The organism is Xanthomonas sp. 60 (assembly GCF_011761925.1).
On record NZ_JAASQW010000002.1, the window covers coordinates 264,759 to 289,128 of the forward strand.

Consider the following 24,370-nt stretch of genomic DNA (forward strand, 5'->3'; position numbering starts at 1 on the left):
CCCACTCCCCTCCCAATTGGGATTTGACGGGAAGGAAACAACCTCTGGATCATAGCCGCTTCTCCATACACAACCGGATGGAATGTCCATGCTCTCAGGCTTCGATGGGCTTCGCCTCGCGCACTGGCACCCGGAAATCCGCGACGACGGTGTCGTGGTGCTCAACCTCGACCGCCAGGATGCCAACGTAAACGCGATGTCACAGGACGTGCTGCTGGAGCTGGGCGCACTGGTGGAACGGCTGGCCATCGACCCGCCCAAGGGCGTGGTGGTGCAGTCGGTCAAGCGGGCCGGCTTCATCGCCGGGGCGGACCTGAAGGAGTTCCAGGAGTTCGATCGCCGCGGCACGGTCAACGATGCCATCCGGCGCGGCCAGGTGACCTACCAGAAAATGTCCGAGCTGCCCTGCCCCACGGTTGCGGCCATCCATGGCCACTGCCTGGGCGGTGGCACCGAGCTGGCGCTGGCCTGCCGTTACCGCGTGGCGTCCAATGACAGTTCAACCCGCATCGGCCTGCCCGAAACGCAGCTGGGGATCTTTCCCGGTTGGGGCGGCAGTGCCCGCCTGCCGCAGCTGGTCGGTGCGCCGGCGGCGATGGACATGATGCTCACCGGGCGTACGCTCTCGGCGTCGGCGGCGCGCAGCATCGGCCTGGTGGACCGGGTGGTCGCGCCCGCGCTGGTCCTGGACACGGCCGTGGCGCTGGCGTTGAAAGGCACGGTGCGGCCGTTCAAGCAGCGCGCCACGGCGTGGGTCACCAACACCTGGCCGGCACGCAAGCTGCTTGCCCCGCAGATGGCCAAGCAGGTTGCCCGCAAGGCCAAAAAGGCGCATTACCCCGCGCCCTACGCGCTGATCAGCACGTGGGAACGCAGCGGTGGCAAGCCGGTCCAGGCGCGCCTGGACGCCGAGCGCCGCGCCGTGGTCAAGCTGGCCAGCACGCCGACCGCGCGCAACCTGATCCGCATCTTCTTCCTCACCGAGCGCCTGAAGGCGCTGGGCGGTGGGGACCATGGCATCCACCACGTGCACGTGGTCGGTGCCGGTGTGATGGGCGGCGACATCGCGGCGTGGTCAGCCTACAAAGGCTTCACCGTCACGCTGCAGGACCGCGAGCAGCGCTTCATCGATCCGGCCCTGCAGCGCGCGCAGGCGCTGTTCGCCAAGAAGGTGCGTGACGAGGGCAAGCGCCCTGCCGTCGCCGCGCGGCTGCAGGCCGACCTTGCAGGCGAAGGCGCCGCGCGTGCGGACCTGGTGATCGAGGCGATCATCGAGAACCCGCAGGCCAAGCGCGATCTGTACCAGACGCTGGAGCCGAAGATGAAGGCCGATGCGCTGCTCACCACCAACACCTCCTCGATCCCGCTGGTGGAGCTGCGTGACCATATCCAGCGTCCGGCGCAGTTCGCCGGGCTGCACTATTTCAACCCGGTCGCGCAGATGCCGCTGGTGGAGATCATCCATCACGACGGCATGGCACCGGAGACCGAGCGCCGGCTGGCCGCATTCTGCAAGGCGCTGGGCAAGTTCCCGGTGCCGGTGGCCGGCACGCCGGGCTTCCTGGTCAACCGCGTGCTCTTCCCGTACATGCTGGAGGCGGCGACGGCCTATGCCGAGGGCATCCCGGGGCCGGTGATCGACAAGGCCGCAGTGAGCTTCGGCATGCCGATGGGGCCGATCGAACTGCTGGACACCGTCGGCCTGGACGTGGCGGCCGGCGTGGGCGAGGAACTGGCGCCCTTCCTCGGGCTGCAGATCCCGGCCGCCCTGCAGACGGTCGAGCCGGGCAAGCGCGGCAAGAAGGACGGCCAGGGCATCTACACCTGGGAAGACGGCCGTGCGAAGAAGCCGGAGGTGCCCAAGGACTACCAGGCGCCGGACGACCTCGAAGACCGGCTGGTGCTGCCCCTGCTCAACGAGGCAGTGGCCTGCCTTCACGACGGCGTGGTGGCGGACGCGGACCTGCTCGATGCCGGCGTGATCTTCGGCACCGGTTTCGCACCATTCCGCGGTGGCCCGGTGCAGTACATCCGCGCCACGGGGGCGCACGTGCTGGTGGAGCGCCTGAAGGTCCTGCAGCAGCGCCACGGCGACCGCTTCGCTCCGCGTCCCGGCTGGGACAATCCGGTGCTGCGCGAACCGGTCGCCTGAACCCCAAAAAAAACGCGGCGCCGAGCGCCGCGTTTTCATTGGTGCCGGGTCAGCGATCAGCTGGCCTTGGCAACCGCCTTCTTCGCCGCAGCCTTCTTGGCCGGAGCCTTGGTCACGGTCTTCTTGGCGACCGGAGCAGCGGCGCCGACGGCGGCCTTGCTCACGGTGTGCGAACGGGCATTGCCGTAGCTGGCGTTGTAGCGCTTGCCCTTGGCGGTCTTGCGGTCACCCTTACCCATGTCTTGAACTCCTGGCTATGTTGATTCTGATTACCCCGTACTGACACGGGTTCGGCGGGGCCGTCTTGATGGACGCCCCCGCGCACGATCGGAAAGCCTACCACGACGGCCTCAATGCGCGCAGCTGGCGTCGTGGACGTGGCCGTGGTTGAGCCGCAGGTTCACCAGGTGCGCCACCCCGACCAGCAGTCCGCCGAGCGTCATCACCACCGCGTGCGGTACGGGGTCGTGGTGCAGGGGCTCATACAGCAGCCCGGCCCACAGTGCGGTCAGGCCCGGGATGAGGAAGCCCAGCGCACGCAGGGCGCCATGCCGGCGATAGCCCCATACCAGGCTGGTCAGGCCGAGCAGGGTCACAAACACCACCAGCGCCTGCTCGATGCCGTCGCTCAGCCACAACGACAGTCCCAGCGATGGCGCAAGCGCCAGCAGCACGGGAATGACCGCGCAGTGCACCGCGCACAGCAGCGAGCCGGTCGCACCGAACCGGTCAAGCAGACGACGAAGGCGTGGGTTCACAGCATGACTTCCAGCAGGGGCACGAAACCGACGTGGAATAATATAACATCTCCGCGCTACACTGCGTTCCTGCCTCATCGTGTCGTCTCCCGCCTGCCCTTGCGGGATTGCCGCGCCCCAGTACTGATACGTTATAACAATTCATTGGATCGACTCATGTCCCGCTCAAGCCTCTGCCTTCGCCCCCATGCGCTGACCCTGGCCCTGGCCACGGCCCTGCTGCCTACCTTGGCAGCGGCGGCCGATGCGCCTGCCGAAGGCCACCTGACCGAACTCTCCAGCGTCAATGTCACCGCCTCGCCGCTGCAGGGCGATGCCGAATCCCTGGCCCGCCCCGTCGACGTGCTGGCCGGCGAACACCTGGACGAGGTCAAGGCCGGCACCCTCGGCGATACGGTGGCCAAGCTGCCGGGCGTGCAGAGCTCCTTCTTCGGACCCGGCGTCGGCCGTCCGATCATCCGGGGCCAGGAGGGTCCGCGCGTGGCGGTGCTGTCCAACGGGATCGGCAACATGGACGCCTCCACGGTCAGCGCTGACCATGCCACCAGCATCGAGCCGTTCCTTGCCGACCAGATCGAGGTCCTGAAGGGCCCGGCTACGCTGCTGTTCGGCAGCGGCGCGATCGGTGGCGCGGTCAACGTGGTGGACGGGCGCATCGCACGGGAGCTGCCCGACCGCCCGCTCAGCGGTCGTGCGGAACTGCGCGGCAACTCGGTGAACAACGAGCGCAGCGGCATGTTCCGCCTCGATGGTGTGAGCGGTGATGTGGTGCTGCACGTGGATGGCCTGGTCCGCAACGGCGACGACTACCGCATTCCCGGCTACGCGGTGATCGATGGCCTGGAAGACCACAGCGGCCACGACCACGACCACGATCATGCCGGCGATGGCGATCACGAGGACGGTGATGCGCCGCGCCGCGGCCGTCTGGACAACAGCAGCATCCGCACGCGGGCCGGCGGTGTGGGCGCCACCTGGCTCGGCGAGGGCGGCTATCTCGGCGCTTCGGCCAGCACCTACCGCACCAACTACGGCATTCCCAACGGCGCGCATGTACACGCCGAGGATGACCACGGCCACGGCCACGATCATGACCACGACCATAGCGAGGAAGAAGAAGGCGACGAGCATGACGTGCGCATCGACATGGTGCAGAACCGCTTCGAAGCCAAGGGCGGCATCTACAACCCGGCCTCGTTCCTGAAGACCCTGAGCCTGCGCACGGCCTACACCGACTACGAGCACGTGGAGCTGGAAGCTGGCACGCCCGCCACGCGTTTCACCAACCGCGGCATCGAAGGCCGCCTGGAGGCGGTGCAGCAGCAGATCGGCGGCTGGGACGGTGCCTTCGGCCTGCAGTTCGGCAACAGCGATTTCGGCGCACGCGGCGAGGAAGCTTTCGTGCCGGATACCGCGACCAGGAACCTCGGGGTGTTCGTGCTGCAGGAGAAGCAGTTCGGCCCGCTCAAGCTCGAACTGGGTGCGCGCCATGACAAGGTGAAACTCGACCCGTCCGATGACCACGCGCGCCGCACCTTCGATGCCACCAACCTCTCTGCGGCCGGCATCTGGAAACTGACCGACGGGGTGGACCTGCGCTTCGGCGTGGACAGTTCCGAGCGCGCACCGACCAACGAAGAGCTCTACGCCGCCGGTGCGCACATCGCCACGCGCTCCATCGAACTGGGCAACGCGGACCTGAAGACCGAGCGCGGCCAGCGGTTCGAGCTGGGCATCCATACCCATGGCGAGCGCCTGGACGTCTCGGCGTCGGTATACCAGACCAAGTTCAAGGACTTCATCTACCTGGCCGACACCGGCGTGGTGGAGAGCCTGCCGGTGCGCCTGTGGGCGCAGCAGGATGCGACCTTCCGTGGTGCGGAGGCCGAAGCGGTGGTGCACCTGTTCGAAGGCAACGCCGGTGACTGGGACCTGCGCCTGTTCGGCGATTATGTGAAAGCCGAGCTGGATGGCAGCGGCACCCGCCGCGTGGATATCGCCGTGCCGCACGGTGACCATGCCCACAACTACACCGTGGACCTGGCCAACGGCGGCTACCTGCCGCGCATCGCGCCGGCACGGGTGGGCGCCGACCTGCGCTGGGCCCGCGATGGCTGGCGCGCATCCCTGGGGGCGGTGCGTTACAGCCGGCAGAAAGACACCGCGCAGAACGAACTGCCCAGTGATGGCTACACCCTGGTCGATGCGCATGTGGCCTACCGCTGGGACCGTTCGGACAGCAACAGCTTCGAAGTGTTCCTGGACGGCAACAACCTGACCAACCGGGAAGTCCGCCCGCACACCTCGCTGCTGCGCGATTACTCGCCACTGCCGGGTCGCGGCGTCGCGTTCGGCATCCGCGCGTACTTCTGAGTGACCCGCGTCCGGCCATCGGGCCGGGAGCAGCAGGACCATCACGGGCCGGGCGGTCAATAGGCGACCGCCCGGCCTGATCACGTTCCGGGCCCTCCTCCTGCGCTCACCTGCCACTCACGCGCCGGTGCCCAAGGTAACTGTCCGCCAACCTTGCCATGGGCGGACCTCGCGGTACGGACAATTTTGTCCGATGATGCACGGATGCCTACCCTCCGTGCCGATGCAGCCGCCCGCCGCGCCCTGATCCTGGATGCCGCCGATCATGTGTTCGGCAACCATGGCGTGACGGCGCCGCTGGACCTCGTCGTCGAGCGCGCCCAGGTAGGACGCGCCACCCTCTACCGGAATTTCCCCGACCGCGCCGCGCTGATCCAGGCGTTGCTGGAGCGCACGGTTGAACGCATCGACCGCCACGTACAGGAGCTTGGCGAACGCGATGATGCGCTGTTCGAACTTCTGGAAGGCATCGCCCAGCGCAACATCGATTCGCCGGCCCTCGCCGACTACTGGCGCGCCGTCCAGCAGGACAACCCCATCGTCAACGCCGCGCGCAATACCGTGCGGACGATGCTCGAAGGCCCCATCGAACGGGCGATCGCCGCTGGCCTGTGCCGGCCCGACCTCACCTCCACGGACATTTCACTGATCTCGGGCATGCTGGGTGCGGCGCTGCGCGGCAAGACGCGTGACGAGCGCGCCGCCCTCGCCCGCCGTGCGCTTGAGCTGCTGCGCGGCGGCCTGCAGGGACCCGCTGCCCCGGAGGGCTGATGCCGCAGTACCTCAAGCCGGTTCCCGATTGGGAAGAACACGAGAAACCGACCCTGCCGGGCTCGGCGTCGATGCCATGGCATCCCCCTTACCGGCGCGTGGCGTATGCGCTGGTCTCGGTACTGGTGGCCATCACCGGCGGGCTCGGCACGGCGCTGGTGACCGCCAACCTGCCCTTCCTGCAGGGCCAGCTCGGGTTGGATCCGGCGCAGGGCAGCTGGCTGGTGGCCTCGTACGTGATGGTCAACGTGACCGCCAACCTGCTGGCCTTCAAGTTCCGCCAGCAGTACGGCATCCGCCTGTTCGCCGAAATCGGACTGGGGCTGTACGCGGCCCTCGCGCTGCTGCATCTGGCCGTGGGCACCTTCGAGACCACGGTGCTGCTGCGCGCGGCCAGCGGCTTCGCCGGGGCGGCCTGTTCCACGCTCGGCACGCTGTACATGCTGCAGTCGCTGCCGCGCCGTTTCACCGGCAATCTGCTGGTGATCGGCGTTGGTCTGTCGCAACTGGCGGTGCCGGTGGCCTGGGTGGTGTCGCCGGGCCTGGTGGATACCGGCCAGTGGCACCAGCTCTATTTCTTCGAGGCCGGCCTGGCCCTGTGCGCCTTCGCTGCCGTGGTGCTGCTCAAGCTGCCGCCGGGCGCGCAGGTCAAAGCCTTCGAGCCGCTGGATTTCCTGACCTTCGCGCTGCTTGCTCCGGCCGTGGCGCTGCTGGTGATCGTGCTCGCGCAGGGCTACGTGCGCTGGTGGCTGGACACGCCGTGGCTGGGCTGGGCGCTGGTGGCCTCCATCACCCTGGGCACGGCGGCGTTCGTGCTCGAGCATTACCGGCGCAATCCGCTGCTGCAGACCCGCTGGCTGGCCAGCCTGCCGGTCATGCACTTCATCGTCGGGGCGTTCTTGCTGCGTTTCCTCACTACCGAACAGTCCTACGGGGTGGTGGGCCTGATGCGCGTGCTGGGCATGGGCCCGGACCAGATGCGGCCGCTGTTCGTGGTGATCCTGTGCGGCGTGATCTGTGGCATAGCGGCCAGCTCGCTGACCTTCGGGCCCAAGCGGCTGGTGCCCCAGGTGCTGATGGCCATTGCCCTGCTCGGCAGCGCCGCCCTGCTGGACCAGCACCGCACCAGCCTGGACCGCCCGCACGATTTCTTCATCAGCCAGTTCCTGGCCTCGGTCGGCGCGGGAATGTTCATGGGCCCGCTCATCATGCTGGGCATCACCGCGGTATTGAAGCAGGGCGTGGACCACATGATCACGTTCCTGGTCACCCTGTCGATCACCCAGACCCTGGGCGGACTGGCCGGCTCGGCGGCATTGAGCAGCTTCCAGCTGCATCGCGAACAGGCCCACTCCAGTGCGCTGGTCAGCCAGCTCGATCCGGCCGATCCCGTGGTCGCGCAGCGGCTGCGCCTGCAGCAGCAGCTCTATGCTGCCCAGATCACCGACCCGGTACTGCGCAGTGCGCAAGGCACCGCGCAGCTGGCACAGATCACGCGCCGCGAAGCGAACGTCAGCGCGTTCAATGATGTGTTCACGCTCAGTGGTCGCCTGGCACTAGGCTTCCTGGGCTGGCTCCTGCTGCTTTCGCTGCGTACCGCCGTGCTGAAGCAATGGCGCAAGCGCCGCCCGTCCTCCTCCTCCCCAGCGCCGGCCGCCGCCGCACCTCCCCGTTGAGCACCTCCCCATGACCCAGCTCCCCCCGCGCGACGACGAAGCGCCCGAGAACCTCAATCCGCCGCCACCGACCGATGCCGCGCCCCCGCCTGCAACCCCGGCCCCGGACGCGGCTGCGGCGCCGCCCGCGCCTGCCCCTTCATCCGCGTCCACCGTCCCGAAATACCTGGTGCCGAGCCGGCGCTCGGTGGTGCTGATGATCCTGGTGGCGCTGGTGGGGATCGCCCTGATCCTGCGCGCCTGGCACCTGTGGCCCTTCACCACCGCGATGGCCAGCACCGACAACGCCTATGTCCGCGGCCAGATCACCGTGCTGGCGCCGCAGGTCAACGGATACGTCACCGACGTGCGGGTCAAGGATTTCCAGCATGTGAAGCAGGGCGACGTGCTGGTGCAGGTGGATGAGCGCATCTACACCCAGCGGGTGGCGCAGGCCCAGGCCGCGCTGGACGCCGCGCTCGCCTCGCTGGCCAACGCTGACCAGTCGCAGGCACAGGGACGGGCACAGATCGCCTCGGCGAAAGCCACGCTGGCAGCGGGCCAGTCGGAACTGCGGCGTTCGCGTGCCGAGCTCGCGCGCTATGAGCAGCTGGCCGCGCAGCGCCTGGTGGCCCTCAACGACCGCGACAAGTTCCGCACCAGCCAGGCCGCTGCGCAGGCGGGCGTGCAGCAGTCGCAGGCGCAGATCCGCATCGCCGAAGAAGGCCTGCTTTCAACCCAGGTCTCGCGCAAGGGCCTCGAAGCGCAGGTGGAAAGCGCGCGCGCCCAGCTGGAGCTGGCACGCATCGATCTGGCCAACACGGTCATCCGTGCGCCACGCGACGGCCAGGTCAGCGAAGCTTCGGTGCGCGTGGGCCAGTACGTCGCCGCCGGTTCGCAGCTGTTGTTCCTGGTGCCCGATACCCTCTGGGTGGTGGCGAACTTCAAGGAGGGCCAGACCTGGCGGATGCGCATCGGCCAGCCGGCCACGTTCGCAGTGGATGCGTTCGAGGGCGAAGTGCTGCGCGGTCATATCGAGCAGATCGCCCCGGCGACCGGCTCGGAGTTCAGCGTACTGCGCCCGGACAATGCCAGCGGCAACTTCACCAAGGTGGTGCAGCGGCTGCCGGTCCGGATATCCATCGATCCGGACCAGCCGTTGGCCGCACGCCTGCGCCCGGGCATGTCGGTGGTGGCGAAGGTCGACACCTCGGTGGAGTGACCGCCGACGGCCCAGCCCCTCGTGGTGGGCTGGGTGTCATTTACGTGAACCGCGCAGAATCCCAGGCTGGCCCTGGCGTCGTCAGCCGGTCGGGCGACCCAGCGCAGGGGCCTTGAGCGCCATGGATGGCGCGAAGCGCGGCGCGCAGGACGCCGTTTCTGCCGTCCCCTGCCTATCCACCCCGGCCCGCCAACCCACAGCTCACCCTGGCTCGGGGCCGTTGCAGTTGCCTTTGCTTCGGCAGCTGCAGGGCCGCGGCCCTGCGTGAAACACTCACCCCGCGCAGCGGGCGCAGAGTCCGTGCACTTCCAGCGTCTGCGCCTGCGGCTGGAACCCCAGCTCCTTCGCCCGCCTTTCCAACTGGCTCACGATCTCCCGATCCTCCAGCTCGACCGCGCTGTGGCAGCTGTTGCAGATCAGGAACGGCACCGAATGCGCCGCACTGCTCGGATGATGGCAGGCCACGAACGCATTCACCGACTCCAGCTTGTGCACGAACCCGTTGGCCATCAGGAAGTCCAGCGCGCGATAGACCGTCGGCGGCGCATCCGCCCCCACGCCCTTGCCATTGCGCACCCATTCCAGCAGCTCGTAGGCCTTCACCGGCTTGCCCGCCTCGGCGATCAGCCGCAGCACGTTGGCACGGATCGGCGTCAGCCGCAGCCCGCGCTCGCGCGACACGCGCTCCACCACCGCCACGAAATCAGACGCGTCGTGGACGTGGTGGTGCGGGGCGGTGCAGTCGTGCTGTGAAGCCATGCGCGTTCTCCGGTTCGGACCAGCAGCGGATCAGGCCGCTGCTACCTTGGTGATGGCGATATCGATGCGTTTCAAGGCTTCGTCGCGTCCCGCCAGATACACGGTATGGGAAATGTCAGGGCTCACCTGCGTGCCGGTGATGGCCACGCGCAGCGGTTGCGCCACCTTGCCCATGCCGATCGCCAGTGCCGCCGCCGCATCGTGCAGCGCCGCGCCCACCGTTTCGGCGGTCCATTCCGGCAGGGCGGCGAGCAGCTCCCGGGCCTTGCCCAGGGCGACCTCCGCACCCGGCTTGAGATGTTTGGCCACCGCGGTTTCGTCGTACACCGTCAGCGGCTGGTACCAGACCGCCGCCTTCTCGGCCATTTCCTTCAACGTCTGCACGCGCTCACGCAGTGCGATCACCACGTCCGCCGGCGCCGGGCCCGCCGCCACGTCAAGGCCCAGCTTCTCCAGCTGGTACACCAGCCCCGGTGCCACCGCTCCGGGGGCCTCGCTCTTCAGGAAATGCTGGTTCACCCAGCCGAGCTTGGCCATGTCCAGGCGGGCGGCCTTGGAGTTGCACTCGGTCACGTCGAACAGCTCGATCAACTCCTGGCGGGTGAAGATCTCCTGGTCACCGTGCGACCAGCCCAGGCGCGCCAGATAGCTCAGCAGCGCCTCGGGCAGGTAACCGGCGTCCTTGTACTGCATGACGTCGGCCGCGCCGGTGCGCTTGGACAGCTTGGCGCCCTGCTCATCCAGGATCATCGGCATGTGGCCGAACCGCGGCACGGGCGCGCCGATGCCTTCATACAGGTTGATCTGGCGCGGCGTGTTGTTGATGTGGTCATCGCCGCGGATCACCTCGGTGATGCCCATGTCCCAGTCGTCCACCACGACGGCGAAGTTGTAGGTCGGGTAGCCATCCGGGCGGAAGATCACCATGTCGTCCAGCTCGCTGTTGGCGATCTCGATCGGGCCCTTGATCAGGTCATCGAACACCACGGTGCCGTCCAGCGGATTCTTGAACCGGATCACCCGGTTCGGATCGTCCTTGTACGGCAGGCCCAGCTCGCGCGCGGCGCCGTTGTAGCGCGGCTTTTCCTGCCGAGCCATCGCGGCTTCGCGCATCGCATCGAGTTCTTCCCGGGTCTCGTAGGCGTAGTACGCCTTGCCGTCGGCCACCAGCTGCTCGGCCACTTCCAGGTAGCGCGCCACGCGCTGGGTCTGGTAGATCGGACCTTCGTCGTACCCCAGGCCGAGCCAGTCCATCGCCTCCAGGATCGCGTCGATCGCGCCCTGGGTGCTGCGCTCACGGTCGGTGTCCTCGATGCGCAGCACGAACTCGCCGCCCCGGTGGCGGGCCTGCAGCCAGCAGTAGAGCGCAGTGCGGGCGCCGCCGATGTGCAGGTAACCGGTGGGGCTGGGAGCAAAACGGGTGCGGCAGGTCATGGAAGGCTCAGCGGGAACGGATTCCCGCCGATTTTACCAGCCCCCCGCCCCCTTTACCTGCCGGTGGGTTCGGTCTTGCGCGGGAAGCGGCCCTCGCGCTGGGCGGCATGGTAGACGAAGGATGCGACGATGGCGGCGGCCTGCTTCAGGTCCTCCGGTTCGGCGTGGTCCCAGGTATCCAGGTGCGAGTGGTGCACGTTGGTGAAGTAGTCCAGCCGGTCCTGGATGAACTGGAAGCCAGGCAGGCCCACGCGGTCGAAGCTGATGTGGTCGGTGCTGCCTGTGTTGCGGGTGGCCACCGTGGTGGCGCCCACGTCATGGAACGGGGCCAGCCAGGCCTCGAAGATCGGCATCGCGGCGAGATTCTCCTGCGCATAGATGCCGCGGAAACGTCCCGAACCGTTGTCCATGTTGAAGTAGGCCTGGAACTTGCCGTAATCGCGCTGCTTCTGCAGCGGGCCGGTCGGTTCCCGCAGCGAGGCCGGCAATGCGCGCTGCGCCGCATCGGTCGGCTCGGGGAACGCGGCCAGGTGCCGCGCAACATAGGCCTGCGAGCCGATCAGCCCCTGTTCCTCCCCGCTCCACAGCGCGACCCGGATCGTGCGGCGGGGCGTTGCGCCAACAGCCTTGAGGATGCGCATGGCTTCCATCATCACCGCCACGCCGGCGGCGTTGTCGGCCGCACCCGTACCGGAATGCCAGGAATCCAGGTGCGCGCCGAGCATCACCACTTCGTCGGCCTTGCTGCTGCCGCGGATCTCGGCCAGCGTGTTGTAACCCGGCTGGTCGGCCTGGTCCGTGAAGCGCGCATCGACGGCCACGCGCAGGCGCACCGTCTGCTTGGTGTCCAGCGCGCGCACCAGCGGGTTGAAGTGCTCGGCGATCATCGCCAGTTCCGGGATGCCCACCGGTTCGCCGGCCTTGCGCGAGCCGCCGCCGGCTACGCGGATGATGCCGTTGTCCCAGCTGCTGATGCTGATCGCCGCCAGCGCACCTTCGTCAACGAAGAAGGTATTGGTGGCCTTGGCCAGCGCCTGCCGTTCCTCGTACTCCTTCACCCGCTTGGCGCGGTCGGCGGCGGCCGCCTTGGGCACCGTGAACTCCTGCAGCCCCTCCAGCGAGGTGGCATCGTGCCGGTGCGAGTCGGCCTCGGTACCGCGCTTGTAGTCACGCGCGGTGCCCAGCAGCAGGATCTTGCCGCGCAGCTTGCCCTTGTATTTTTCCAGGTCGGCCAGCGTCTTGATGTCCACCTGCACCAGCTCGCCTTCCACCGGCCCCTTCGTGCCCGGCGTCCAGGCCTTGGGCAGCGCATGCAGTGGCTGCACGCGGGCGTCGGGGCTACCGTCGCCCAGCAGCATCACGCTGGCCGAGGAGAATTCCCAGCCACGGCCGAAGCCATCGAACGCTTCGTCGTGCACGTTCACCAGGCCCCAGTCGGTGAAGCGGCTGCGGGTCCACGCATTGGCGCGCGCCATCGCCGGGGAGTTGGTGAGCCGCGGGCCGATGGACTCGGTCAGATGGCTGAACGTGTCCATCACCTGCGAGTTGTGGAACGCCTCCTGGCGGATCCGGCTGACCATGTCCAGGTCCACCGGCTCACGTTGCTGTGCGGCGGCCTGGCCGCTCAAGGCCAGCGCGAGCGCCAGCATTCCCCACTTGTACATCGCTATCCCCAGAACTGCGCGCCGGACCGGCCTGACGCTGGAGTGTAACCAGCGCCGGCCGTTCACCCGTGGGCCATCAGTCACGGCTTGCCGAGCGTGTACCAGTCCACGCGGCGGGTGACCCACATCGCCACGGCCAGGATGCCGAACAGCAGCAGCGAGCCCATCAGCAGCGCGTTGTTTTCCGAAACCAGCAGCCCGTAGAGCGCGCCATACAGCACGGTCAGCAGGGCCGCAAAGCCCAGCCCACGCTTCCAGTGCCCCAGCACGTTGCTGAGATAGACCGCCTGCAGGCCGATGCACGCCGCCGCCGAAACCAGGTACGCCTGCCAGAACGCGATGTGTTCGGAGAGGCTGATCAGCAGCAGGAAGAAGATCGCCAGCGCGAGGCCGACCATCAGGTACTGCAGCGGATGGATGCGCAGGCGACGGATGAGCTCGAACAGCAGGAAGCCGGTGAAGGTAAGCAGGATGAACAGCACGCCGTACTTCGAGGCGCGGTCGGCCTGGGTGTAGACGTCCACCGGGTCCACCAGCGAAACCGTCACCGCCTGCACGCCATCGGCGTCGCTGCCCTGGCGCACCTGTTCCTGCGCGTCGGACGCCAGCGAAGACACCATCCAGCGCGCCTCGAAGCCCTGCGCGTCCACGCGCCGCTCGTTGGGCAGGAACGCACCGCCGAAGGAAGGGTGCGGCCAGCTGGAGCGCAGTGCGATCTGGTTGTCGTCGCCCACCGGCACCACCGACAGCGCGCGGCTGCCGTCCACCTGCATGTCCAGCGTGACCTTGCTGGCGGGAAGCTGGCCCTGGCGGTTGTCGGCGAACGCCGGCAGCGGGACATGCAGCCCACGCCCAAGCTGGGCGGCACCGCCCGCCCCCGGCTGCAGGCGCCGCGGCGTGCCGTCCACGTGCAGCGCCGGCGTGCCGACCACGCCACGGACATCGCTCAGGCCGACGGCCAGATAGGGCGTGCCGTAGGTACGTCCCGCCTTGCCCGGATAGTCATCGACAGCGAACGTCGCGGTGATCTGGCCGTGCCAGCTGTAGACCGGCACCTTGAACAGCCCCACCGCACGCTGATCCGGCAGCAGACGCCCGTCCACCTGCAGCGTCTGTGGCATCTGCAGCCACTGGCCGTGCGTCACCTGCTCCTCGGCATGCGACTTGCCCTCTTTGTCCACTACCACCACCGTCGTGGTTTCGGTCCACGGCACCACGCGCACCGGGCCGATCAGCTGCTGGGTGCCGGCGCGGCTTTCGGCCACGCGCTGGAACGCCTCCTCGCGGTACTGGCTGCGGTCGGTGATCACGCCGCGGATCATCAGCAGCGGTATCAACAGCAGCAGGATCAGCCCGCCGACCACCGCGAAACGCAGAAACAAGTGCAGGGATTTCATCGTCCATCCTCCTGGGTGAGGCGTGCAGGATGGACGGCGCGGATGTGCGGGGTTTGAGGCCTGGTTGAAGCGAGTGTGAAGTCAGCGCGCGCCGGGCAGCCACACCGTCGCCAGCGTGCCGCCACCGGCACCGGCGTCCACCCGCACCGAGCCGCCGTGCAGGCGGGCCACCTCTCGCACGAACGGCAGGCCCAGGCCGGAGCTGCGGCGTCCGGTGGCGGGCCGCGCCAGTGAGTAGAACCGCTCGAAGATCCGCTCGCGCGCGTACTCCGGCACGCCGGTGCCGTGGTCACGCACGCGCAGCGCGATGCCCTGCCCCTCGCTCCGCGCGCCGACCTGCACCACGCTCCGCGGCGGTGAGAAATCGATCGCGTTGTCGACCAGGTTCTGCAGCGCCTGCCGCAGCAGGTAGGCATCGCCCATGACCGAAAGCGAGGTCGCCTCCACGTCCAGCTGGACCTCCGCTGCCTGCGCACGCACCTGCGCGGCCTGCGCCACCGCCGCCAACAGACGGCCGACCGGCACCGGCTCGCGCGCCTGCAGCCAGCCGTGCTGCTCCACTTCGGCCAGCGCCAGCAGCTTGTCGATGGTCTCGGTCAGGCGCTGCTGCTGATCGACGATGCTGCGCGCGAAGCGTGCGCGGTCGGCTTCGTCCATCGGCTCCTGCAACAGTTCGGCCGCTCCGCGGATGGCCGCCAGTGGACTCTTCATCTCATGCGTCAGTGACTGCACGTACTGCTCGACGTAGGCCTTGCCCTCGAGCCGCCGGCGCATGGTCTCCAGCGCGCGGCCCAGATCGCCGATCTCGTCGCGGCGGGTTGGCGGCGGTGGCACCGGCAGGCCGGCGCTGACCGCCTGTGCGTAACGGTTGAGGCGGCCCACGCCCACCATGAGCCAGGCCGTCATCAGCACCCCGATCAGCGCCGACAACCCGATCAGCCAGGCCCCGTTGCGCATGATCTGGCGCTGGCTGGCGGCGATGAACGGCTCGATGCTGCGGTTTGGCTGGGACAGCGTGAGCACGCCGATCAGCGTGGCCGGATCGGCCGGATCGTGCACCGGCGCGGCCACGTGCATCACCGTGTTGTGCGTATCGCCGGGCGATTCCGGGCTCGAACGGGCGCCGTACTCGCCGCGGAGCGTGCGGTAGACATCGTTCCAGCGCGAATTGTCACGCCCGACATCACGCCCGAGCGTGTCATACACCACCACGCCACGGGCATCGGTGATGGTCACCCGGTAATCCAGCGTGCGCTTCGGGAAGCGCCACACCATCGCGTTCGGATCGCGCCGCTGCGCGCGCGCCAGCGCCGCACTGAAGCCCCCGCCGTGCAGCGTGCCGGCCTTGAGTTCCGGCGCGGCCAGCTCGGCCAGCACGTTGGCGGCATCCACCAGCGTGGACTCCATGGCCTGGCGCACGCCGGGTTTCACCTCGTCCACGAACACGCGCATGACGAAGAACGCGGCCAGCCCCACGATCAGGAACACGCCCAGGAACAGTTTCAGGCCCAGCCGCACCTCAGAGCTCCAGCGCATAGCCCACACCCCGGTGGGTGCGGATCGGGTCGCGCTGGGCGCCGGCCGCGCGCAGCTTCGCGCGCAGGGTCTTGATATGCGTGTCCACGGTACGGTCGGCGCTGTCGGCGCTGGCGTCCCAGCCGTGGTCCATCAGCTGCGCGCGGCTGAGGATCGCGCCTGGGCGCAGCAGCAGCGCGGCAAGCACCGCGTACTCATAACGGGTCAGGTCGAGCAGCTGCCCGTCGTGGCGGATGCGCCGGCCCTGGCGATCGATCTGCAACGGCCCATGCACCTGCCAGTGGGCGGCCTCCGGGGCCGATCCCGGCGCGGGGCTGCGGCGCAGCCGGGCGCGTACCCGCGCCACCAGCTCGCGCGGGGAAAACGGTTTGACCACGTAATCGTCCGCGCCCAGCTCGAAACCGAGCACGCGGTCGATCTCCTCGTTGCGTGCGGTAAGGAAGATCACCGGCACCTGCCCGGCCCTCCCCGGCAGCGCCCGCACGCGGCGGCACACCTCGAAGCCGCCGATATCGGGCAGGCCGACATCCAGCATCAGCAGGTCCACCGGTCGGGTCTGCAGCAGCTGCAGGGCTTCGCTCCCCAGCAGGCAGTGGCTTGCGGCGAAGCCTTCGCTGCGCAGCGCATAGAGCACGGTATCGGCGATGGCGCTCTCGTCCTCGACAAGCAGCACGTGGGCAATCGGATCGGTCATGGCCGGCAGCATAGCCGCTGCGGCTGCCGACCCGTACACTGCGCCCCATGAACTACCGCCACGCCTTCCATGCCGGCAACCATGCCGATGTCCTCAAGCACATCGTGCAGCTGGCCCTGATCGACAGCTTCAAGCGCAAGGACAGCCCGTTCTTCGTGCTGGACACCCATGGCGGCCGCGGCCGCTATCTGCTCGCCAGCGAAGAGAGTCGCAAGACCCTGGAGATCGAGGCCGGCGTGATGCGCCTGATGGCCCAGCCGAAGCTGCCGGCCGTGGTGGAGCGGTATCTCAAGGCGGTGCAGGCCGACAACCCGGTCGGTGCAATGGTGGCCTACCCGGGTTCGCCGTTGCTGACCGCCCAGGCCATGCGCCCGCAGGACCGCCTGGCGGCCTGCGAACTGCAGCCGGAGGAAGCGGCCGCGCTCAAGGCCCTGTTCGCCAACGATCCGCGCGTGGGCGTGTACGAGGCCGACGGCTACGCAAAAGTGCGTGCGCTGATTCCGCCGAAGGTCAACGGCGCCCGCATCGGCCGCGGTCTGGTCCTGATCGATCCGCCGTACGAGGCGCAGGACGCCGAATACATCGCCATCCTGGCCACGCTCAAGGAAGTGCTGGAGCGTTGGCCGCAGGCCACCTGCGCGGTCTGGTTCCCGATCAAGCAGCGTCGCACCGTGCTGCACTTCCTGCGCAAGGCCAGTGCCCTGCCGGTGAAGTCGGCGCTGACCATCGAACTGCTGATCCGCCCCGACGAATCGCCGCTGCGGCTCAACGGCAGCGGGATGCTGGTGCTCAACGCGCCGTACCAGTTCGATCGCCTGGTCGGCCCGGCCCTGCCCGCCCTCAAGGCCCACCTCGGCGAACCCGGCGCGAGCACCCGCCTGGACTGGCTCAAGACCGCCGAGTAGGCAGGCCCACGATCGGCCCCGGAGACCGCCAGGCGCCGCTTGGCAGGCTCGCTGTGCCGTGAGCCTTCCGTTCACGGAATGCAGCCATCGGGATGCCACAATCGGCCGACCACCAAGGAACTACCGGTATGGCCACCCGCAACCGCATGCCGCCCTGGCACGAAATCTTCAAGGCTCCAAGCGGCCACGAGCTGCTCATCCGCCCCATCCGTCCCGAAGACGGCGCGCCGCTGCAGGCAGCCTTCAGCCTGTTCGGGCCGGAAGAGATCCGCGACCGTTTCCTGCTCAGCGTGACCGAGCTGTCCACCGAAACCACCCAGCGCCTGACTCATCCCAACCCCAAGAGCGAAATCACGCTGGTGGCCGCCGAATCGCTGCCGGCCGGTGAAGCCGTGGTCGGTGCGGTGGCGCGTGCGTCGATCATCCAGGGCACCCGCGAAGCGGAGTACGCCATCCTGGTCAGCCGCTTCCTGATCGGCCAGGGCCTGGGCCGGCAGCTGATGCGCAAGCTGGTGAAATGGGCCCGTGGCAAGTACCTGGACCGCCTGTATGGCGATGTGGCCGAGGAGAACGTGCCGATGCAGCAGCTGGCAGCCTCGCTCGGCTTCAAGCCGCAACCGCACCCGCAGGGGACCGCCGGGCTGGTCCGCATGGTGCTGGAACTGGACACCTGAGCCTTCCCGGGCCCTGAAACGCCGTGGGACGCCGTGCACTGGCCGGCGTTCCGCACTGCAGCCCGGGCCGTGTTCCGGCTGCTCCCGATGAACGCTCCTGTTAGACTCGGCGGTCAATGTCGCGCTCCCACTATCCCGCTCCGCCGCTGCCGCGTGCCGGCCAGCTCCGCGCCTTCTGGCGCGCTCCCGCCTCGCCCACGGCCCTGGCGTGGTACCTCGCCCGCGCCGCGCAGGCCCACGATGGACCCCTGCTGGTGGTCGCCCGCGATACCCACGGCGCGAACCAGATTGAAGCCGACCTGCGCGTGCTGCTGGGCGATGACCCGGCGCTGCCGGTGGTGGCCTTTCCGGACTGGGAGACCCTGCCCTACGACCGCTTCAGCCCGCACCCGGACATCATCTCCCAGCGTCTGGCCGCCCTGCACCGGCTGCCGGGACTGAAGCGCGGCCTGGTGGTCGTGCCGGTGCAGACGCTGATGCAGCGGCTGGCGCCGACACAGTACGTCATCGGCGGCAGCTTCGATCTGCAGGTGGGCCAGCAGCTGGACCTGGAGGCCGAGAAGCGGCGCCTGGAAAGTGCCGGCTACCGCAACGTGCCGCAGGTGATGGACCCGGGCGATTTCGCCGTGCGTGGCGGCCTGCTGGACGTCTTCCCGATGGGCGCCGAGGCACCGCTGCGCGTGGAGCTGCTCGATGAGGACATCGATTCCATCCGCGCCTTCGATCCGGAAACGCAGCGCTCGCTGGACAAGGTACAGGCCGTGCGCATGCTGCCCGGCCGCGAAGTGCCGATGGACGATGCCAGCATCGCGCGCGTGCTGGACGCGCTGCGCGAGCGCTTCGATGTCGATACGCGCCGCAGTTCGCTGTACCAGGATCTGAAAGCGCGCCTGGCCCCGGCCGGCGTGGAGTATTACCTCCCCCTGTTCTTCGACCGCACCGCCAGCCTGCTCGATTATTTCTCCATCGACGTGCTGCCGGTGATCGCCCCGGGCGTGGGTGAGGCTGCGGCGGCCTTCTGGGCGCAGACCAGCGCGCGCTACGAGCAGCGCCGCCATGACGTGGAGCGTCCGCTGCTCTCGCCGGACCAGCTCTACAGCGCGCCGGACCTGTTGCGCGAGGCGCTCAACAGCCGCGCGCGCATCGAGGTGTGGGCGCCGGAGCACGCGCGCATCGAACAGGCGCAGGCGCTGGGAGACCAACCGCTGCCGGCACTGCCGGTGGCTGCACGCGACGCTCCCGCAGGCGAGGCATTGAAATCCTTCCTCGGCCATTACCCGGGCCGCGTGCTGATCGCCGCCGACTCCGCCGGTCGCCGCGAGGCGTTGCTCGAGGTGCTGCAGGCGGCCGCGCTGCAGCCACCGGTGGTCGCCGACCTGCCCGCGTTCCTCGCTTCGGACGCGCGTTTCGCCATCACCGTCGCGCCGCTGGAAGACGGCTTCGCGCTGGATGATCCGCGCATCGCCGTGCTGACCGAGCGCCAGCTGTTTCCCGAACGTGCCGGCCAGCAACGCCGGAGCCGTCGCGTCGGGCGCGAGCCCGAGGCCATCATCCGCGACCTCGGCGAACTGACCGAAGGCGCGCCGATCGTCCATGAAGACCACGGCGTCGGCCGTTACCGCGGCCTGATCGCGATGGACGTCGGCGGCATGCCCGGCGAATTCCTGGACATCGAATACGCCAAGGGCGACCGGCTGTACGTCCCGGTCGCACAGCTGCACCTGATCAGCCGCTACAGCGGTGCCTCGCCGGAGACCGCGCCGCTGCATTCGCTGGGCGGCGAGCAATGGACCAAAGCCAAGCGCCGCGCGGCCGAAAAGGTGCGCGATGTGGCCGCCGAACTGCTTGAGATCCAGGCCCGCCGCCAGGCGCGCGCCGGACTCGCGCTGGATATCGACCGCTCCCTGTACGAGCCGTTCGCTGCTGGTTTCCCGTTCGAGGAAACGCCTGACCAGCTTGCCGCCATCGATGCCACCCTGCGCGATCTGCAGTCCAGCCAGCCGATGGACCGCGTGGTCTGTGGCGATGTGGGCTTCGGCAAGACCGAAGTCGCCGTGCGTGCAGCGTTCGCCGCCGCCAGCGGTGGCAAGCAGGTCGCCGTACTGGTGCCGACCACGCTGCTGGCCGAACAGCACTACCGCAATTTCCGCGACCGTTTCGCCGACTACCCGCTGAGGGTGGAGGTGCTGTCGCGCTTCAAGTCCACCAAGGAGATCAAGGCCGAGCTGGCCAAGGTCGCCGAGGGCACCATCGACGTGATCGTCGGTACCCACCGCCTGCTGCAGCCGGACGTGAAGTTCAAGGACCTGGGCATGGTGGTGGTGGATGAAGAGCAGCGCTTCGGCGTGCGCCAGAAGGAGGCGCTGAAGGCGATGCGTGCCAACGTGCACCTGCTCACCCTCACCGCCACGCCGATCCCGCGCACGCTCAACATGGCCATGGCCGGGCTGCGCGATCTTTCCATCATCGCCACGCCCCCGCCGAACCGGCTGGCGGTGCAGACGTTCATCACCCAATGGGACGATGCCCTGCTGCGCGAAGCGTTCCAGCGCGAACTCGCGCGCGGCGGCCAGCTGTACTTCCTGCACAACGATGTGGAGAGCATCGGGCGCATGCAGCGCGAGCTGTCCGAACTGGTGCCGGAGGCACGCATCGGCGTGGCGCACGGCCAGATGCCCGAGCGCGAGCTGGAAAAGGTGATGCTGGATTTCCAGAAGCAGCGCTTCAACGTGCTGCTGTCGACGACGATCATCGAATCAGGCATCGACATCCCCAACGCCAACACCATCATCATCAACCGCGCAGACCGCTTCGGCCTGGCCCAGCTGCACCAGCTGCGTGGACGCGTGGGTCGCTCGCACCATCGTGCGTATGCGTACCTGGTCGTGCCGGACCGGCGTTCGATCACGCCTGATGCCGAAAAGCGCCTGGAAGCGATCGCCTCGATGGACGAACTCGGCGCCGGCTTCACCCTCGCCACCCATGATCTGGAGATCCGTGGCGCCGGTGAACTGCTGGGCGAAGACCAGAGCGGCCAGATGGCCGAAGTGGGCTTTAGCCTGTACACCGAGCTGCTGGAACGCGCGGTGCGCAGCATCCGGCTGGGCAAGCTGCCCGACCTGGACAGCGGCGAGGAAGCGCGTGGCGCCGAGGTGGAACTGCACGTGCCCTCGCTGATTCCGGATGATTACCTGCCCGACGTGCACACGCGCCTGACGCTGTACAAGCGCATTTCCAGCGCGCGTGACAGTGCCGCCCTGCGCGAGCTGCAGGTGGAGATGATCGACCGTTTCGGCCTGCTGCCGGATGCGGCCAAGCATCTGTTCGCGATCGCCGAACTGAAGCTGCAGGCCAACGAACTGGGCATCCGCAAGATCGACCTCGGCGAGGCCGGCGGACGCATCGTGTTCGACGCCAAGCCGAACATCGACCCGATGTCGGTCATCCAGCTGATCCAGAAGCAGTCCAACCTTTACAGCATGGACGGTCCGGACAAGCTGCGGATCAAGCATCCGCTGCCGCTGCCGGAAGATCGCTTCAATGCGGCGCGTGCGCTGCTGACCACGCTCGCGCCGGGCTGACCGGCGCACCACAGCCACCTTCCTGCCAGGAATGTACATGCACGGATTCGCAACGCTCCCCACGCTGCTGGCGCTGCTGCTGGCCCCCGTGGCCGGCCTCGCCCAGCCCGTTGATCACCAGGCGCCCGGCAACCTGCAGTCGAGCAGGGTGATGCCCTGCACCGCACTGCAGGACATCACGGCCAACGACACGCCTGCCGACATGATGGCGGCCATTCCGCGCTGCCTCCGGGACAAGCGCACGACCGACGCGGCCGACCTGTTCACCCTGGCCGGTGTGTTCGCTCACTTCGATGCGCAGCGTGTGGCCGACCGCACCGCGCATGGCGCCTACGACGCACTGAAGGCCAACCTGGTGGCCGAGTTCGACCAGCTCGGCAAAGGCCCGCTTACCGCCTTTTCCCTGGCGCTGCAGGACCGCATGAGCCACGCCGACGACTATCAGACGCATCTGTGCGTGCTTGCCCGGCGCCTCGGCCCGCCCCGTTACAGTCCTACGTACATGCTCAGCCACGGCATGTCCGCCTTCACTGGCAAGGACACCGGCCTCGTACCGGACTTCGATGCCGCCGCCGCATGGACGACCACGCAGCGGAACTACCTGAAGTGCGATGAGGTCCAGGCCCACTGATGCGCCCATGAAAAACCCGGCTTTCGCCGGGTTCTTCATTCACGTTACCGCCTCGCGCTTACCAGATCACAACGCGCTTGTCGTCGGCACGCACCATCGGCTGGCCCGGCTTGCACTGGAACGCCGCCGCGAAGGACGGCATGTTCGACGGCGCACCATTGGCACGGAAGTTCGCCGGCGCGTGCGGATCGGTGTTCAGGCGCACGCGCAGCTCGCCGTCGGTGAAGTTGCGGCGCCACACCGTGGCCCAGTTCATGAAGAAGCGCTGGTCCTGCGTGTAGCCGTCCACCGGCACGTTCTTGGCCGGGTCTTCCTGCAGCGCCATCTGCAGCGCGTCATAGGCCACGGTAAGGCCGCCCAGATCGCCGATGTTCTCGCCCAGTGTCAGCTTGCCCTTTACGTTGATGCCCGGCAGCGATTCATAACCATCGAACTGCGCCACCAGCTGGTCGGTGCGTTCGGTGAATGCCTTGCGGTCGGCGTCGGTCCACCAGTTGTCGAAATTGCCGTTGGCGGCGAACTGGCTGCCCGAATCGTCGTAGCCGTGCATCATCTCGTGGCCGATCACCGCACCGATGCCACCGTAGTTCAGCGCCGGATCGGCCTTGGCATCGAAGAACGGCGGCTGCAAAATCGCGGCCGGGAACACGATCTCGTTCTTGGTCGCGTTGTAGTACGCATTGACCGTCTGCGGGCTCATGCCCCACTCGGTCCTGTCCACCGGCTTGCCGATCTTGTCCAGCATGTAGCGGTAGTTGAACGCACGCGCTGCCTGCACGTTGCCGAGGAAGCTGTCCGCGCTGGTCTGCAGGCCCGACCAGTCACGCCACTTGTCCGGATAACCGATCTTCGGAGTGAAGCTGGCCCACTTCTCGATCGCCTTCTTCCGGGTGTCCTCGCCCATCCATTCCAGCTTCTCCAGGCGGGCCTTGAGGGCTTGGGAAAGATTGTCCACCAGGTGCTGCATCTGCTCCTTGCTTTCGGCCGGGAACACCGCGTCCACGTACAGTTCGCCCAGTGCCTCGCCCATGCCGCCGTTCACCGCATCGAGCACGCGCTTCCAGCGCGGCTGCATTTCCTGCTGGCCACGCAGAGTCTTGCCGTAGAAATCGAAGTTGGCTTTCTCGAAGTTGCTGCTCAGGTACGGCGCGGCATCGTCGATGGCGTGGAAGCGCAGGTAGGCCTGCCACGTGGCCGCCGGCACATCGGCCAGCATCTTGTCCACTTCCTGGAAGAACTGCGGCTGCGCCAGCGAGAACTTCTGCGCGGCGGGAACCTTCAGCGTGTCCCACAGTGCGGTCCAGCTGAAGTTCGGCGTCAGCTTGTCCGCGTCGGCAGCGCTGACCGGGTTGTAGCGCTTGGACGGATCACGCAGTTCGATGCGCGAAAGCGAGGCGTTGGCCAGGCGCGTCTCGAAGGCGAGCACGGCCTTGGCCTGTTCGGCCGCCTGCGCGGCATCGGTCCCGGACAGGGTCAGCACCTGGGTGATGTAGGCCTCGTAGGCCTCGCGGATCCTGGCCTGCGAGGCATCGGAGTAGTAGCCCTTCTCCGGCAGGCCGAGGCCGCCTTGGCCGACGTAGGCGATGACGTTGCCCGAATCCTTGTAATCGGCATTGCCGAACAGCGAGAACAGCACGCCCTTGCCTTCGGCCTGGCTCTCGCGCAGGTACTGGGCAATGCTGGCGGTATCACTCAGTGCGGCGATCCTGTCCAGCTGCGGCTGCATCGGCGTCAGGCCGGCCGCCTCGATCTTTGCTTCGTCATTGCCGGTCTTCCAGATGTCACCGATCTTGGCTTCGACCGAACCGGCCTGCGCCTTGCCTTCAGCGGCCTGCTTGACCAGCGCATGCTGCACTTCCAGCGAACGCTCACGCAGGATCTCGAAGCTGCCCCAGGTGGTCTGGTCGCCCGGCACCGGGTTGGCCTTGAGCCACTTGCTGTTGACGAATGCGTTGAGGTCCGTGCAGGCCGACACGGACGTATCGAGGTCTGCACTGTCCAGGGAGATCAGCGCGGTCTTGATCTGCGACTGATCGAACGCCGGCTTGGCGGCGGCGTCCCCGCTGGCTGCGGTCGGGGCGGAAGATTCAGTGTTGCCGCAGCCTGCCAGCGTGGCGGCGATGGCGACGGTCAGGCCCAGCGGGGCCAGGGTACGGAATTTCAT

General features: G+C 68.0%; 18 protein-coding genes. 9 read left to right on the top strand and 9 right to left on the bottom strand.

What is annotated here, in order from left to right; genetic code table 11:
• Nucleotides 1-88: 88 nt before the first annotated feature.
• A complete protein-coding gene (locus tag FHY09_RS05125; RefSeq protein WP_166925506.1) occupies nt 89-2,152 on the top strand; it encodes a 3-hydroxyacyl-CoA dehydrogenase NAD-binding domain-containing protein in 2,064 nt (687 codons plus the stop codon).
• Between the two features lie 56 nt (nt 2,153-2,208).
• Here FHY09_RS05125 and FHY09_RS05130 read toward each other — a convergent pair whose 3' ends face one another.
• Together FHY09_RS05130 and FHY09_RS05135 are read right to left on the bottom strand one after the other, a co-directional pair.
• Nucleotides 2,209-2,391, bottom strand: a complete 183-nt coding sequence (locus FHY09_RS05130) for a 30S ribosomal protein THX (RefSeq protein ID WP_166924852.1) — start codon at nt 2,389-2,391, stop codon at nt 2,209-2,211.
• A gap of 111 nt (nt 2,392-2,502) precedes the next feature.
• A complete protein-coding gene (locus FHY09_RS05135) occupies nt 2,503-2,910 on the bottom strand; it encodes a MerC domain-containing protein (protein ID WP_456362714.1) in 408 nt (135 codons plus the stop codon).
• 156 nt (nt 2,911-3,066) lie between these two features.
• On the opposite strand from FHY09_RS05135, the gene FHY09_RS05140 reads away from it, so the two are divergent.
• The 4 genes from FHY09_RS05140 to FHY09_RS05155 all read left to right on the top strand — a co-directional run bounded on the left by FHY09_RS05140 (nt 3,067) and on the right by FHY09_RS05155 (nt 8,931).
• Nucleotides 3,067-5,283 (top strand): TonB-dependent receptor domain-containing protein, encoded by a 2,217-nt coding sequence (locus tag FHY09_RS05140; RefSeq protein WP_166924856.1) that lies wholly within the window; start codon nt 3,067-3,069, stop codon nt 5,281-5,283.
• Between the two features lie 204 nt (nt 5,284-5,487).
• On the top strand, nt 5,488-6,054 hold the full coding sequence (locus FHY09_RS05145; RefSeq protein ID WP_166924858.1) for a TetR/AcrR family transcriptional regulator: 567 nt from the start codon (nt 5,488-5,490) through the stop codon (nt 6,052-6,054).
• On the top strand, nt 6,051-7,730 hold the full coding sequence (locus tag FHY09_RS05150; RefSeq protein WP_166925507.1) for an MFS transporter: 1,680 nt from the start codon (nt 6,051-6,053) through the stop codon (nt 7,728-7,730). Before FHY09_RS05145 ends, FHY09_RS05150 begins: the two co-directional genes overlap by 4 nt.
• Before the next feature lie 10 nt (nt 7,731-7,740).
• The gene (locus FHY09_RS05155; protein WP_166924860.1) at nt 7,741-8,931 is read left to right on the top strand and encodes an HlyD family secretion protein; all 1,191 of its coding nucleotides are present in this window, start codon (nt 7,741-7,743) and stop codon (nt 8,929-8,931) included.
• 273 nt (nt 8,932-9,204) lie between these two features.
• On the opposite strand, the gene FHY09_RS05160 is transcribed toward FHY09_RS05155, so the two are convergent.
• From FHY09_RS05160 to creB, 6 genes are all read right to left on the bottom strand, one after another.
• Nucleotides 9,205-9,690 (bottom strand): transcriptional repressor, encoded by a 486-nt coding sequence (locus tag FHY09_RS05160; RefSeq protein ID WP_166924862.1) that lies wholly within the window; start codon nt 9,688-9,690, stop codon nt 9,205-9,207.
• A 30-nt stretch (nt 9,691-9,720) separates the two neighbouring features.
• Nucleotides 9,721-11,124, bottom strand: coding sequence for a glutamate--tRNA ligase (gltX, locus tag FHY09_RS05165; RefSeq protein WP_166924864.1), 1,404 nt, complete (start codon nt 11,122-11,124; stop codon nt 9,721-9,723).
• A gap of 53 nt (nt 11,125-11,177) precedes the next feature.
• The gene (locus FHY09_RS05170; protein WP_166924866.1) at nt 11,178-12,788 is read right to left on the bottom strand and encodes a M20/M25/M40 family metallo-hydrolase; all 1,611 of its coding nucleotides are present in this window, start codon (nt 12,786-12,788) and stop codon (nt 11,178-11,180) included.
• Between the two features lie 80 nt (nt 12,789-12,868).
• Complete coding sequence (creD, locus tag FHY09_RS05175; protein WP_166924868.1) at nt 12,869-14,185, bottom strand: cell envelope integrity protein CreD; 1,317 nt, start codon at nt 14,183-14,185, stop codon at nt 12,869-12,871.
• 81 nt (nt 14,186-14,266) lie between these two features.
• Entirely contained in the window at nt 14,267-15,703 is a 1,437-nt protein-coding gene (creC, locus tag FHY09_RS05180) for a two-component system sensor histidine kinase CreC (RefSeq protein WP_166925509.1), read from the bottom strand.
• Between the two features lies 1 nt (nt 15,704).
• On the bottom strand, nt 15,705-16,427 hold the full coding sequence (creB, locus tag FHY09_RS05185) for a two-component system response regulator CreB (protein ID WP_166924870.1): 723 nt from the start codon (nt 16,425-16,427) through the stop codon (nt 15,705-15,707).
• Nucleotides 16,428-16,462: 35 nt separating this feature from the next.
• Between creB and FHY09_RS05190 the strand changes: the two genes are divergently transcribed.
• The 4 genes from FHY09_RS05190 (at nt 16,463) to FHY09_RS05205 (ending at nt 22,206) form a co-directional block, all read left to right on the top strand.
• Entirely contained in the window at nt 16,463-17,320 is an 858-nt protein-coding gene (locus FHY09_RS05190) for a 23S rRNA (adenine(2030)-N(6))-methyltransferase RlmJ (protein WP_166924872.1), read from the top strand.
• Between the two features lie 128 nt (nt 17,321-17,448).
• Nucleotides 17,449-17,994 (top strand): GNAT family N-acetyltransferase, encoded by a 546-nt coding sequence (locus FHY09_RS05195; RefSeq protein WP_166924874.1) that lies wholly within the window; start codon nt 17,449-17,451, stop codon nt 17,992-17,994.
• A 116-nt stretch (nt 17,995-18,110) separates the two neighbouring features.
• Nucleotides 18,111-21,575: a transcription-repair coupling factor gene (mfd, locus tag FHY09_RS05200; RefSeq protein WP_166924876.1), complete on the top strand. Its 3,465-nt coding sequence runs from the start codon at nt 18,111-18,113 to the stop codon at nt 21,573-21,575.
• Between the two features lie 37 nt (nt 21,576-21,612).
• Nucleotides 21,613-22,206, top strand: a complete 594-nt coding sequence (locus tag FHY09_RS05205; RefSeq protein WP_166924878.1) for a hypothetical protein — start codon at nt 21,613-21,615, stop codon at nt 22,204-22,206.
• A 58-nt stretch (nt 22,207-22,264) separates the two neighbouring features.
• On the opposite strand, the gene FHY09_RS05210 is transcribed toward FHY09_RS05205, so the two are convergent.
• Nucleotides 22,265-24,370, bottom strand: a complete 2,106-nt coding sequence (locus FHY09_RS05210; protein WP_166924880.1) for a M13 family metallopeptidase — start codon at nt 24,368-24,370, stop codon at nt 22,265-22,267.

Excerpts from the sequence above, each read along its gene's own strand:
- FHY09_RS05195 (WP_166924874.1), top strand. The coding sequence starts at position 17,449 with ATGGCCACCCGCAACCGCATGCCGCCCTGGCACGAAATCTTCAAGGCT.
- FHY09_RS05170 (WP_166924866.1), bottom strand. The coding sequence starts at position 12,788 with ATGTACAAGTGGGGAATGCTGGCGCTCGCGCTGGCCTTGAGCGGCCAG.
- FHY09_RS05145 (WP_166924858.1), top strand. The coding sequence starts at position 5,488 with ATGCCTACCCTCCGTGCCGATGCAGCCGCCCGCCGCGCCCTGATCCTG.
- gltX (WP_166924864.1), bottom strand. The coding sequence starts at position 11,124 with ATGACCTGCCGCACCCGTTTTGCTCCCAGCCCCACCGGTTACCTGCAC.
- FHY09_RS05190 (WP_166924872.1), top strand. The coding sequence starts at position 16,463 with ATGAACTACCGCCACGCCTTCCATGCCGGCAACCATGCCGATGTCCTC.
- mfd (WP_166924876.1), top strand. The coding sequence starts at position 18,111 with ATGTCGCGCTCCCACTATCCCGCTCCGCCGCTGCCGCGTGCCGGCCAG.
- FHY09_RS05205 (WP_166924878.1), top strand. The coding sequence starts at position 21,613 with ATGCACGGATTCGCAACGCTCCCCACGCTGCTGGCGCTGCTGCTGGCC.
- FHY09_RS05140 (WP_166924856.1), top strand. The coding sequence starts at position 3,067 with ATGTCCCGCTCAAGCCTCTGCCTTCGCCCCCATGCGCTGACCCTGGCC.
- creB (WP_166924870.1), bottom strand. The coding sequence starts at position 16,427 with ATGCTGCCGGCCATGACCGATCCGATTGCCCACGTGCTGCTTGTCGAG.
- FHY09_RS05130 (WP_166924852.1), bottom strand. The coding sequence starts at position 2,391 with ATGGGTAAGGGTGACCGCAAGACCGCCAAGGGCAAGCGCTACAACGCC.
- FHY09_RS05125 (WP_166925506.1), top strand. The coding sequence starts at position 89 with ATGCTCTCAGGCTTCGATGGGCTTCGCCTCGCGCACTGGCACCCGGAA.
- FHY09_RS05210 (WP_166924880.1), bottom strand. The coding sequence starts at position 24,370 with ATGAAATTCCGTACCCTGGCCCCGCTGGGCCTGACCGTCGCCATCGCC.
- FHY09_RS05155 (WP_166924860.1), top strand. The coding sequence starts at position 7,741 with ATGACCCAGCTCCCCCCGCGCGACGACGAAGCGCCCGAGAACCTCAAT.
- FHY09_RS05160 (WP_166924862.1), bottom strand. The coding sequence starts at position 9,690 with ATGGCTTCACAGCACGACTGCACCGCCCCGCACCACCACGTCCACGAC.
- creD (WP_166924868.1), bottom strand. The coding sequence starts at position 14,185 with ATGAAATCCCTGCACTTGTTTCTGCGTTTCGCGGTGGTCGGCGGGCTG.